The 13,445-nt window shown below is 46.6% G+C and carries 6 protein-coding genes; all 6 read left to right on the forward strand.

Translation table 11 applies throughout. The features are described from left to right. Positions 1 to 84 precede the first annotated feature (84 nt). On the forward strand, positions 85 to 2,466 hold the full coding sequence (locus QUA99_RS21355; protein ID WP_333240679.1) for an AMIN domain-containing protein: 2,382 nt from the start codon (positions 85 to 87) through the stop codon (positions 2,464 to 2,466). 554 nt (positions 2,467 to 3,020) lie between these two features. Beyond that, a complete protein-coding gene (locus tag QUA99_RS21360; protein ID WP_333240681.1) occupies positions 3,021 to 3,311 on the forward strand; it encodes an HU family DNA-binding protein in 291 nt (96 codons plus the stop codon). A 15-nt stretch (positions 3,312 to 3,326) separates the two neighbouring features. Then, on the forward strand, positions 3,327 to 4,463 hold the full coding sequence (cobD, locus tag QUA99_RS21365) for a threonine-phosphate decarboxylase CobD (protein WP_333240683.1): 1,137 nt from the start codon (positions 3,327 to 3,329) through the stop codon (positions 4,461 to 4,463). 345 nt (positions 4,464 to 4,808) lie between these two features. After that, a complete protein-coding gene (locus QUA99_RS21370) occupies positions 4,809 to 6,284 on the forward strand; it encodes an NAD(P)/FAD-dependent oxidoreductase (RefSeq protein ID WP_333240686.1) in 1,476 nt (491 codons plus the stop codon). Positions 6,285 to 7,037: 753 nt separating this feature from the next. Beyond that, positions 7,038 to 12,509: an AAA family ATPase gene (locus tag QUA99_RS21375; protein ID WP_333442016.1), complete on the forward strand. Its 5,472-nt coding sequence runs from the start codon at positions 7,038 to 7,040 to the stop codon at positions 12,507 to 12,509. 564 nt (positions 12,510 to 13,073) lie between these two features. Then, positions 13,074 to 13,373 carry a transposase gene (locus QUA99_RS21380; RefSeq protein ID WP_333245886.1) on the forward strand — a complete coding sequence of 100 codons (300 nt, stop codon included), beginning with the start codon at positions 13,074 to 13,076 and terminating at the stop codon, positions 13,371 to 13,373. The last annotated feature ends 72 nt before the right edge of the window (positions 13,374 to 13,445 follow it).

The raw sequence follows: 13,445 nt of genomic DNA on the forward strand, positions 1-13,445 counted from the left end.
CGATTAGAGAATCTTTCAGTCAGTTTAGCAGCTAGCGACAAAAGGCTGCGAACAACAAATACAAATTTTAGTTGAGGAGAGAACGTGAAACAGCATCTACGGTTAAGTGGAGGACTCTTATGCAGCGTTGCAGGAGTTCTGATCGCCCAAGCCCCCGTCTTGGCAGCGCCGACTCAAGTCACAGGAGTGCAAGTAAGTCAAGCTAATAATGGCGTAAATATTGTCATGGCGACAGAAAAGGGCGATCGCCCGCAAGTTTTCGCCATCAATAACGGCAATACTTACCAAGCCACAATTATCAACACCCAGCTCCGCTTGCCCGAAGGCAACAGCTTCCGTCAAGATAACCCCGCTCCCGGAATTTCTTCAGTAGAAATCAGCCAGGTAGAGGCTAACAGCATCCGCGTTGTAGTGGCAGGCACCAACGGAGTTCCCAACGGACAAATTGTTCCGGGACAAGGCCAAAGCATCGTCCTCAGCGTTGCCGGACAGGGCGGTACAGCACAGTCTGCCCAAACTGCACCTCCGCCGCCTCCGGGACTGCCGCTGAGCCAAACAGCTCCCCGGCCGGCTCCCCAAGTCCGCACGTCGCAAAACCCAGGCGTGCTGCTGCCAAATCCCGAAGTTACTGTTACCAGGAACGATCGCCCGCCCCTCCCCAGCGAAATACAATCCCAGACCAATCAGGCTGCGCCTTTCCAACCCCGGGCAGTTGCTCCGCCCTTGGGAGATATCGCAGTGTCTAACATCGCCCCCGGCGTGGGAAATATTGAACTGAGTTCGGGAGAACGCATCCCCCGCTTGGTGCTGCGGGATGCCCCAGTCCGGGACGTTTTGGCTCTGCTGGCCCGCGCTGCGGGCTTGAACATCGCTTTTACAGGCGGCGGGGCCCAGGCTCAACCCGGCCAACCGGCTGCAGCACCGGGAGCTGCAGGCTCCGATGAAGGGCCGAAGATTTCTTTGGACATCGAAAATGAGTCGGTGCAAGATGTTTTCAACTACGTGCTGCGGATCAGCGGGCTGCAAGCTAACCGCCAGGGGCGGACGATTTTTGTCGGGACTAGCTTGCCGATCGACTCCCGCAATATTATCATTCGGACTCTGCGGCTCAATCAAGTTCGGTCTACGGATGCAGCTAACTTTTTGAGCGCTCAAGGTGCGGAAACTCAATTGCCGATTACTCGGGTGACGATTCAAACCGTGGGCCAGGGAAATGCGGCGCGGGATGTGGAAATTCGGGAACCGGACATTAAGGCGATCGGCGCTAAGGACGGCAACGGGCCGCTATTGTTGAGGGGACTGTCGGTGCTGGCGGATGCGAGGCTCAATTCCATCACTTTGGTCGGCGACCCGCGCAAAGTTGACATGGCTGTGGCTTTCTTGACACAGCTAGATTTGCGCCGCCGTCAAGTCGCTGTGAACGTCAAGGTGATCGATATCAACTTGTTGGGAGACAACAGAACCAACAGCAGTTTCTCTTTTGGAATTAATAACAATTTCTTCGTCAATGACAATGGGGCGGCAACTCTCAATTTTGGCGGCATCAATCCGCCCAGTGGCGATGATGCCCGAAATGGGATCCTCGCTCGACCGATCACAGGCAACCCCCTAGGAACCCCGGATGTTTTCTACGATGCGAACGGCCGGCGTATAGTGCCGTTTACAGGTCAAGGTCTCCTAGGTCCCGGCAAAGGCGTGTTCCTCGAGCCGACAGCCCCAGTTACTAATGACCCCACGCGAGTTGGAATTACGGATTACGAGCCTGGATCGACAACAGGCTCAGGAAGTGCAGACTTCGGCTTGTTCCCGCTGTTCCAGTATCCGAGGAGGTTCCTGTCGGCGTTGCAGGCAACTATTCAGAGCCGGAATGCCAAAATCCTGACCGATCCGACTCTGGTGGTTCAAGAAGGAGAAACGGCGAATGTGAATATTACTGATGAGGTGATTACTAACATCACGTCCCAAACGCAGACTACTGGAAATACAAGTACCCAAACGGTGACTGCTGTCAAAGACAGGGCTGGTTTGCAGTTGGGGGTGGCGATCGATCGGGTTGACGATAATGGCTTTGTCTCTCTGCGGGTGAACCCGATTATCAGGACACCCGGCAACACTCAACAGCTTTCGACTGGCGCGAACACCAATCAGATCACTCTGCTGGGCGAGCGCTCGTTGCAATCGGGGTTAATTCGCCTGCGGGACGGTCAGACTTTGATTGTTTCGGGGATTATCCGCGACGAAGAACGGGTTACAGCGAACAAGATTCCGATTTTGGGAGATTTGCCGATTATCGGTTCGCTGTTCAGGAGCACCAATAAGACCAACCAGCGGGCGGAGTTGATTGTATTGCTGACACCGCAGATTTTGGACGATAGCGATCGATCGAACTTTGGCTACCAAAACAACATTAGTCCCGACGCCCGCCAACTGTTGCAGCGCAGTCAGCCCGTCCAACCGAGGCAGTAGTCAGTAGTCAGCAGTCAGCAGTCAGTAGGAATAAATTTAGTTTTGCCCTTGACAATTCAGACTTTATTCCTTCTGACTTATGCCTTTTTTCCTGAGAATAACAAAATCAGAAGGAATAAATTTTCCTTTAGCCCTTGACAAATGACATTTTATTCTTTCTATTTCTGCTTTTTTTCTGCTTTCAAATCCACTGAGGCGAGAAATCTTCTCTCCAAGGTGGTATTTTTTTACCTAAATTTTGGGATTAATAAAAAAAATTGTCCAAATCCATATAAATTAAAGGTTCCACCGATCCATAAAGGTCGGCAAGACTTTAGAATAATGCAGTGAAACTTAGATGCTGTGGGGTTTTCAGCAATTAGAAACAAAAATTCCTTTTCTGACCAATTACCCTAGGGTAATTGGTATTCAGCAGGAGTTCTTAATTGGGGAAGCGGACAGGAGCCATCGGGAACAACCCAAACCTCCGAACCCAAACTCCAATGCAGTTACCACTCACAGCTAATAGTTGAACTCTGTTTAACGTATTTTGCAAATCCCAGAAGGAGTTCGGAATGAACAAAGGTGAATTGGTTGATGCAGTCGCGGAAAAGGCTAGTGTCACGAAAAAACAGGCAGATGCCGTTTTGAGTGCAGCCTTGGAAGCAATCATGGAAGCTGTCTCCGACGGCGATAAGGTGACGTTGGTCGGTTTTGGCTCGTTTGAGTCGCGGGAACGCAAGGCCCGGGAGGGTCGCAATCCCAAAACTGGCGACAAGATGGAAATCCCGGCAACCAGAGTTCCTGCATTTTCCGCAGGGAAGTTGTTCAAGGACAGAGTTGCACCGCCGAAAAACCCCGAATAACTGGCGAACTGAGTCTTGATTAGACCTGTGCACGGTGGGAATTTAGCTTGGGCAGCCGCACTGGCAGGCTGCCCTCCCTCTGCTATTCTCGATTTTTCTGCCAGTATCAGTCCTTTGGGCCCTCCTGAGTCGGCATTGAATGCGATTCAAGCTCACTTGAGCAGTCTGACGGCTTACCCAGACCCGGATTATGGAGAGCTCAGGACTGCTTTGGGTGAGGCATTGAGTGTTGACCCGGATTGGATTTTGCCGGGGAATGGTTCGGCGGAATTGTTGACTTGGGCGGCTTGGGATTTGTCGAAACTGGAGGCGACTTATTTGGTGACTCCGGCTTTTGGCGATTACTGGCGGGCTCTTTCGGCTTTCGGGGCGAAGGTGCTGAAATGTCCTTTGGAGCTTAAATTGTTGGATGCCGAGCCCGGAAGCCGGTTAGTAACGGATGATTTGTCGGTTTCTAACCGTTCCCTTGTCTCCCCTTCTTTCTGTCTCCCGGTTCCTCTTGCTCTCGATGCCCATCGACGAGGTTTGCTGCTGAACAACCCCCACAATCCTACGGGTTTGCTGTTCGCTAGGGAGGCTATTTTGCCTTATTTGGAGCAGTTGGGTCTGGTGGTGGTAGATGAGGCATTTATGGACTTTCTGCCACCGGAACAACAGGAGAGTTCGATCGATGCTGTTGAGGAGTTTCCGAATTTGGTGATTTTACGATCGCTCACTAAATTCTATTCTCTGCCGGGACTGCGGTTGGGCTGCGCCATCGCCCATCCCGATATCCTCCGCCGCTGGCAGTTGCAGCGCGATCCTTGGCCTGTGAATGCTTTGGCTGCTGCTGCTGCTGCTGCTGCGGTGCGAGATACTGTTTTTGAGCGGCAAACCTGGGATTGGCTGCCTGTTGCTCGCCGAGAGCTGTTTGAGGGTTTGGCTAATTTGCCTGGTTTGCAGCCTTTTGCAGGGGCGGCTAATTTCTTGTTGGTTGAGTCGTCGGTGTCGGTTTCTTCGATTCAAAAAAGTTTGTTGGAACGACACCGGATTTTGATTCGGGATTGTTTGAGTTTTCCTGAGTTGGGCGATCGGTTTTTTCGGGTGGCTGTGCGCTCAAGGGCTGACAATTTGCGGCTGATTGCTGGACTTGCTGAAGTCATTAGTCGTTAGCTGACGGTTGACGGTTGACGGTTGACGGTTGACCCTTCGACTTCGCGAGCGGGCATCGCTGTTGGCTGTTAACTGTTAACAACCAATAAAAGTTGACAAACCGATTTTATTGGTCGTTTGAGCGGACATCCCCAAGAAACCGGGTTTCTACGATCGATCTTGGGTTTTGTAGCGAAGTATCTAGGAAGAAACCGGGTTTCTACGATCGATCTTGGGTTTTGTAGCGAAGTATCTAGGAAGAAACCGGGTTTCTGACCCAGCGCGCGGATCGTCCTAAACTACTAACTAATGACTGATGACTGATGACTGATGACTGATGACTAATGACTACTGACTGCTTTATTTATGCTTGATTATGATTTAGTGATTATTGGTGGAACTGCTGCCGGACGCTATGCAGCTTTGACTGCAACTGGTTTCCGGGCTCGCGTTGCTTTGGTGGAACCCCTAAGTAATTCGCAAGATTTGCCGACTGGGGGGAAAGAGTCGATCGACCTTGGTTTGAGATACAGCCAAACTTTGAGCGAGGCTGCTCGTTTTGCCCAGCAGATCGGCAGCCAGCAGTTGGGGGTTCGCTGGGAAGCGGCTAATTCGTCCCTGCCCATCAAATTGCGGTTTGACGGGGTTCTCAAGTGGGCCGAGGGTGTTGTTTCTAATCTGTCAGAAATTGATTCTCTGGGCGTTTTGGCTGCTCGCGGTGTCGATGTTATTTTTGGCAGCGGCGAGTTTGTTGCCAAACCGGATTTGGCTTTTGTTGTCGGCGGCAGGAAATTGCGATCGCTCTGTTATTTGCTAGCTTGTCCAACTCTGCCAACGATTCCCAATATAGAAGGACTTTCTTCTGCTGGCTTTTTTACTTCCGAAAGTGTCGGGGAATTAGCAAAACTTCCACAGTTGCCTAAAAGTTTGGCTGTCATCGGTGCCGATCCCAGCGGTGTCGAAGTGGCTCAAACTTTTGCTCGATTAGGGGTTGCTGTTACGCTTGTGGTGAAGGGTTCGCACATTTTGACGAAAGAAGACCGAGAGGCTGCTGGCTTGGTTCAAGCTGCAATGGAAGCTCAAGGAGTGCGGATTCTGACTGCTACTGAGGTGACTCAAGCTAGGGTGATTGAGGGTAAAAAGTGGATTCAAGCTGGGCCTAGGGCGATCGAAGCTGAGGAGATTTTTCTGGCTGCAGGTAGAGGGCACAATTTTTCATCGTTAAATCTCGAAGCGGCTAGGGTTAAATTCAGCGATCGGGGGGTGATTTTAAATGAAAAGCTGCAAACAACTAATCGCCGCATTTATGCGATCGGCGATGTTGCTGGGGGTTATCCGTTCCCTCACATCGCTAATTGCGAAGCTGCAGTTGCTGTGAAAAATGCTTTGTTTTTGCCGCTGTTTCAAATAGATTATCGCGGGATTCCTTGGGCGATTTTTTCCGATCCGCAATTGGCGAGAGTTGGCTTGACTGAAGAGCAAGCAAGGCGAAGGTTTGGAGACGATCTCATTGTTTGTCGGGAATATTTTAAGAATGTTGAAAGAGCTCAAATGTGCGGCGAGACAACTGGTTTTTGTAAGATTGTCGGGCGTCGCAACGGAGAAATTTTGGGAGCGAGTATTGTGGGGCCGCAAGCTGCTGAGTTGATTCACGCGATCGCTTTGGCTGTGCGTCACGGGATGAAGGTTGAGGCGATCGCCGAACTTCCTTATATTTGGTCGAGTTTTTCGGCAATTAACGGTCAAACTGCTGCTGTTTGGGAGTCGCAGCGCTTGGGCAGGAACACTTTTATGCAAAATTTGTGGGAGAATTTGTTTCACTGGCGCAGGTATTGGAAGTAAAAAAATCAAAGGGGTAATTCGCAATTGGTAATTGTAAGTATGTGAGCGACCGAATATAATTGACTTGGGCTATTTCCCTAGTCTGCTTCTGAATTTTGCCATTTAATGCCTGATTCACTTATGAGATTGGCGCAGCTTGTTTTGGCATCTGGACAAATACAGCGTATTCCAGGTTTATGAAGTACACACTCCTAACCGGGTTTCTTTAAAGTTCTCGCATCATTACTGATTCTGTTGCTAGAAACCCGGTTTCTCGCGATCTACATTTACATGAGATATGCTGTAATTCGGCTGGCGATCTCATGAATCCCGAATCCCAATTTATCCCAAATCTGACACACAAACTCAATTTCTTCTGCTTCCCGCTTGAAATTCCGCTCCGCCCGAATTGTACTAATGACATTAAAATCTCACCTAAACTAGACATTAAGATTTAATAGGCGATCGCATTCAAGCATCGGTTTTAAAAATCCTCTTAATTACCTGATTAGCCTCTTGAATTCCTCTTCTATCAACTGCTGGCTTTCAATCAGCCTTAGCCTCCTTCATCTTCTACTTAGTCTTAACTCAACTATAAACAGCTCTTGCATAAAAAATTCAAATATTATTTTAAACTCGCACTTTCATAAGTTGAGCCACAAAGTATATTAAGAAAAATGTAATTCACTGAATACCACAGCAGAGCGAGCGAAAATAGTAGATAGTAACTCTCAGAAGCTTCAGACTTGATAGAAGCAGTAGGAATACGTAGATATGACTGAGATCACAAAACTTTTCCTAGGATATCACATTAACGAGCAAATTTACGCAGGAAATCGAACTCTAGTTTATCGCGGCGTTCGGTGTTCAAATGGGCAACCCGTCGCGATCAAACTGCTGCGAAAAGACTTTCCCAGCTTCAACGAATTGGTACACTTCCGCAACCAGTACGTCATTGCTAAAAACTTAAATATCCCCGGCACAGTCAAGGCATACAGCCTGGAGAGCTATCATAACCGCTATGCTCTAGTGATGGAAGACTTTGGCGGAATTTCCTTAACTAGCTACCTTTCAACTATTGCATCCGCGAGCAACGAACCTCTAGAAGGCTTGCCCGTTAACGAGTTTTTTCCCGTGGCGATTCAAATTGCCAGCGCCCTGGACGGACTTCACCGCCACCGAGTCATCCATAAAGACCTCAAGCCCGCCAACATTCTGATTAACCCGGTCAGCAAAGAAGTCAAGCTGATTGATTTGAGTATCGCTTCCGTGCTGCCGCGCCAAACCCAAGAAATTCAAAATCCCAACGTCCTCGAAGGCACTTTACCCTACATATCTCCCGAACAAACTGGGCGGATGAACCGAGGCATTGATTACCGCACAGATTTCTACTCGCTAGGAGTAACATTCTACGAATTACTAACAGGAAAATTACCATTCCAAACAGACGACCCAATGGATTTGGTACACTGCCACCTCGCCAAACAACCGCTGGCAGCCTCAAAAGTTAACAATAGCGTTCCATTGGTGCTGTCTCTTATTGTTAGCAAACTGATGGCGAAGAATGCTGAAGACCGCTATCAAAGCGCCTTGGGACTCAAGTACGACTTAGAAACTTGCTTATCCCACTCGAAACAGACAGGGAAGTTCGTTAACTTTGATTTAGGGCAGCGAGATTTGTGCGATCGTTTCATCATCCCGGAAAAATTGTACGGCCGAGAAAGCGAAGTATTCTCCCTGCTAGCAGCCTTTGACCGGGTGAGTGCGGGTAGCAGCGAAATGATGCTCGTTTCCGGTTTTTCTGGGATTGGTAAAACCGCTGTAGTCAACGAAGTTCACAAACCTATCGTGCGGCAGCGCGGCTACTTTATTAAAGGCAAATTTGACCAATTCCAGCGCAACCTCCCCTTTAGTGCATTTGTCCAAGCTTTTCGCGACTTTATGGGACAATTGCTATCGGAAACAGATGCTAAAGTTGAACAATGGAAATCGAAGATTTTGGCAGCTTTAGGAGCTAGCGCTGCGGCGATAGTTGAAGTCATTCCCGAACTCGAACGTATTATCGGACCGCAACCGCCAGTCCCAGAACTTGCTGGCAGTGCGGCGCAAAATCGCTTTAATTTGTTGTTGGAAAAATTCATTCAAGTTTTTACAACTAAAGAACATCCTTTAGTGATTTTCTTGGATGATTTGCAATGGGCAGATTCCGCCTCGTTAAAATTAATTCAACTGCTGATGAGCGATCTTGATAACCGCTATCTATTATTAATTGGAGCTTATCGAGATAACGAAGTGTTTGCAGCGCATCCGTTGATGCTGACTTTATCGGAAATTGAAAAATCAGGAGCCAAGACGAATACGATTACTTTAGCTCCTTTACAACAGTCACATATTAATTTTCTGATTGCAGACACTTTAGTTTGCTCGACAGAGTTAGCTGCACCTCTGACAGAATTGGTGTATCAAAAAACGCAAGGTAATCCCTTTTTTGGCACGCAATTTCTCAAGTCATTATATGAAGATGGACTGATTGAGTTTAATTTTGAGCTGCGTTATTGGCAGTGCGATATTGCCGCCGTGCGCTCGCTAGCAATCACCGATGATGTGGTTGAGTTTGTGGCGCTTCAGTTGCAAAAGTTGCCAAATCAAACGCAAGAAGTCTTGAAGTTAGCCGCTTGTATTGGCAATCAGTTCGATTTAGGGACTTTAGCAATTGTTGATGAAAAATCCACCGTAGAAACCGCATCCGCTTTATGGAAGGCACTACAAGACGGGCTAATTTTACCCATTAGCGAAGTTTATAAGTTTTATCAAGCAGAGGGGAATAGCGAATTAGTAATCGGTAATGGCAAGGAATCTCAGCAATTACCAATTATCCCTGACCAAGTACCCAAATATAAGTTTTTACACGATCGCATTCAACAAGCTGCCTATTCCCTGATTCCGGAAGACCAAAAGCGATCGACTCACTTAAAAATCGGTCAACTCTTATTACAGAATACGCCAGAAATTGAACGAGAAGAAAGAATTTTTGATATGGTCAACCACTTGAATGTGGGAGCAGAATTAATTACCCAAGAGGCAGAACGAAAGCAATTAGCAAGTTTAAATCTGGTTGCTGGAAAGAAAGCCAAAGCTGCTACCGCATATTCTGCTGCGGTTGAATATTTCAATGTTGGCAAGGAGTTACTGACAGCAAATAGTTGGCTCCATCAATACGCACTAACATTAGGGCTGTATACAGAAGCAGCAGAGGCGGCATATCTAAGCGGTGACTTTGACCAGATGGAAAAATTAGCATTAGTCGTGGAAAACTGTGCCACAACCCTACTGGACAAAGTGAATCTGTATGAAGTCCAGATGCAAGCTTATATAACGCAAAATAAGCTACATGAAGCGCTGAATACGGGGCTGCAAGTTTTAAAGCAGTTGGGGGTAGAGTTTCCTTCCGAACCCAATCCGGCTGATATTGGGCAGGCATTAGGGGAAACAGCGTCAATTTTGAGCGGAAAGCAAACTGAGGACTTAATCGATCTCCCTCAAATGACAGATCCCCATCAACTAGCAACTATAAAGATGCTGTTAAGTCTATTTGTTTCTGCCTACATAGTGCTGCCGCCACTGGTGCCTTTAATAATAAGCAAACAGGTTAATTTATCCGTCCAACATGGAAATGCTTCTGTGTCTCCCTCTGCTTATGCTTTATATGCTTTTTTCCTCTGCGGATCTGGAGATATTGAGCAGGGCTATCAGTTCGGTCAACTGGCTTTACGTCTATTATCAAAGTTGAATGCCAAAGAAATCCAAGCCAAGACATCCGCAATGGTGCATTCTAGTATTCAACCTTGGAAAGAACACCTCAGAAATACCTTAAAACCTTTGCTGTCAGATTATTCTTGTGGGCTAGAAACCGGAGAATTAGAATTTGCTGGTTATGCTATCTTTCAATACAGTTGTTACTCGTATTTTGTTGGCAAGCAACTAACCCAACTCGAACGAGAGATCGAAACCTACGCAGAGGCCGTTAGCAAAATTAACCAGCAAGCAGCACTTAATTATCAGAAAATCTGTTGGCAAGCCGTCTTAAACTTGATAGGAAGAAGCGAAAATCCATGCCATTTAAAGGGAGAAGCCGGCGACGAAGAGACTATGCTGCAACTGTATCAGCAAACTAATAACTACATGGGAATTCATTACTTATACATACAAAAAATTGTGCTTTGTTATGTATTTGAAAATTACCCAGAAGCGTTGAAATGTATCGCTGAAATAGAAAGTTATTTGAGCGCAGGTACAGGGCAGGTAACTCTTGCCATCTTCTATTTTTACGATTCTCTAGTGCGTCTAGCAGTGTATGCCGATACTCCACAGTCTGAGCAGCAGAAACTTCTCGAAAGAGTACAAGCTAATCAAGAAAAAATGAAGAAATGGGCGGATCATGCCCCAATGAATTTTTTGCACAAATTCTACCTAGTTGAGGCAGAACGGCATCGGGTTTTAAGAGAAAAAGTAGAAGCGATAGAGATGTACGACAAGGCGATTGCCCTCGCCAAAGAAAACGAATACATCAACGAAGAAGCCGTTGCTCACGAACTCGCTGCTAAATTCTATTTGGAATGGGGGAAAGAAAAAATTGCCAAACCCTATTTAATTGATGCTTATTATGCCTACGCAAAGTGGGGAGCCAAAGCAAAGATTGACCATCTAGAACAGCGCTATCCGCAACTCATTACTTCTATCCTGCAAAATGAGCGAACTCGCCAGAATCCTAGCGACATGATTCACTCATCTAGCAATAGTGAATCCTCCCTATCTAACAAGAATAGAACAATTATCGGTAGCACCAGCAGTTCGGAGTTAGTAGATTTGCCGACAGTGATCAAAGCTTTTCAAGCTCTCTCTAGTGAAATAGAACTAGAGCAATTGCTAACTACTTTGATGCAAGTAGTAGTGCAAAATGCCGGAGCACAAACCGGAGCATTAATTTTGGAGGAAGGTGGAAATTGGAGAGTTGCCGTACACTGTACAAATCGCCAAGATTGTCATTTGCAATCGCTTCTAGTTGAAGAAAGCAAAGCAATTCCTCTAAGCATAATTAACTACGTCAAACGTACAAAAGAAATCCTGGTATTCGATCGTGCCAGCACTCAAACCACCTGGGCTGGCGATCCTTACATGATTGAGCACCAACCCAAGAGCGTTTTATGCACTCCGATTCTCCATCAAGGCAAAGTAATGGGGATTCTGTATTTAGAGAATAATCTCACAACGGGGGCGTTTACGCGCGATCGCGTCGCCATCCTCAACATCCTGTGTTCCCAAGCAGCAATTTCCTTACAGAACGCCCGACTCTATCAACAATCCCAGGAATATGCCCAAAAACTAGAGCTTTATCTTCACGATCTCAAACAGATGCAGTTGCAATTGGTGCAGGGTGAGAAAATGTCTGCTCTCGGAAATTTAGTCGCAGGGGTAGCCCACGAAATTAACAATCCCGTAGGCTTTATCGCCGGCAACTTGCAACCTGCTCAAGAATACCTACAAGATTTGTTCGAGCTAATCGATGTATATCAAGATAGTTTTCCCAAGCCAGGAGCTAAAGTTGAAGAAAAAATTGAGGATATAGACTTGGAGTATTTGCGAGAAGATTTGCCCAAATTGATTGGCTCGATGCAGGAGGGAGTCGATCGCATCCGCAATATCAGTACGAGTTTGAGAACGTTTTCGAGGGCAGATAGCGATCGACCAGTTGCTTTCAATATTCACGACGGACTCGAAAGCACTCTGCTGATTCTCAAGCACCGTTTAAAAGCCAGCGAGTTTCGCCCTGCCATTGAAGTTGTGAAAGAGTATGGTGATTTGCCCCTCGTGAAATGCTTTCCCGGACAGTTAAACCAGGTATTTATGAACGTACTCGCAAATGCCATTGACGCTCTGGAGGAGTCAAATAAGGGGCGCAGTTTTAGTGAAATTAAAGCCCGACCCAATCAAATCACGGTTCAAACTGCTCTGAGCGAAGACAACAATCAGGTTTTGATTCGGATTAAGGATAATGGAGAGGGGATGTCGAACGAAGTCAAGGAAAACATCTTTAACCACTTATTCACAACCAAGTCTGTGGGTCAAGGAACTGGATTGGGATTGTCTATAGCCCGCCAAATTGTTGTGGAAAAACATGGAGGTACGTTACTCGTGAATTCCTGCCTGGGCCAGGGTTCGGAGTTTGTGATTTCTATTCCGGGGTGAGCATTTCGTAGTAGGTCTTTAGCGCAATTAGCGCCGCCTCGCAATTACAAGCCACGTTATTAGAAGAAACAGGAAACGGACCACCGGGAACGAGCAACAGGCTAGGGGTTTTCGCGCTAGGAACCACAGCACTTCCGGGTGTTATGAGGTACAATAAGAATAGATTAAAAAAATACACCAATGAAAGCATATTCAGTAGATTTGCTTTCCAAAAATAGTAGCAGCCCATCAATATCAGAAGTTGTCGATCAGAAAAACAGCAGCGATATTTTCCGCCAGTAAAAGTTTAGTTCAAAAACTGGTCAAGCAACAAAAAATCGAGGGTAATTTACAGCCAAAACCCAGGGTTAAACCCAGATTCAGTCATTTAAATAATGCGTCAAAGCAATTAAGAGAAATAGTGGCAGCACATCCCGATGCAACCTTGGTATAATTGTGTGAGTTATTCGCCCAAAAGACAGGAAATTGGGTAGGCAGAACAGCAATGTGTAGTGCCTTACAGAAGTTGGGATTAAATCGTAAAAAAAAACAGTCAGGAGTAGTCAAGCAGGCACAGAAAGAGTCATGAAGTTAAGATTAGAGTATTGGGAAAAAGTTAAGGATATCGAGCCAAAAAATCTAGTCTTTTTAGATGAGACTGGAGTATTACGCTTGTTTAAGCAGAAGTCATGCTTCCAACTAGGGACTAGAGCCTATGCGGTCAAACCTTTTTATCGAGGCCAAAAAGTCACAGTAATTGGTGCAATTAGTCTCACCCAAGTAGTGGCATTAATGACCATGGACAACTCGATGGATAGCCAAGCATTTGAGGTGTTTATCGCTCAATCTTTAGTGCCACAATTGTGGTCTGGAGCAGTAGTATAGTCATTTCAAATAAATGTGAGACAAATGCAAGATGATGTAAAATCAAGAAAAATTGTTAAATCGGAGCAGAAA

Origin of the sequence: Microcoleus sp. F10-B2 (genome assembly GCF_036704965.1) — a bacterium.
Classification (GTDB): Bacteria; Cyanobacteriota; Cyanobacteriia; order Cyanobacteriales; family Microcoleaceae; genus Microcoleus.

Bases quoted from the DNA above. Each gene is read 5' to 3' on its own strand.
- QUA99_RS21370 (WP_333240686.1), top strand. From the start codon at position 4,809: ATGCTTGATTATGATTTAGTGATTATTGGTGGAACTGCTGCCGGACGC.
- QUA99_RS21380 (WP_333245886.1), top strand. From the start codon at position 13,074: ATGAAGTTAAGATTAGAGTATTGGGAAAAAGTTAAGGATATCGAGCCA.
- QUA99_RS21375 (WP_333442016.1), top strand. From the start codon at position 7,038: ATGACTGAGATCACAAAACTTTTCCTAGGATATCACATTAACGAGCAA.
- QUA99_RS21360 (WP_333240681.1), top strand. From the start codon at position 3,021: ATGAACAAAGGTGAATTGGTTGATGCAGTCGCGGAAAAGGCTAGTGTC.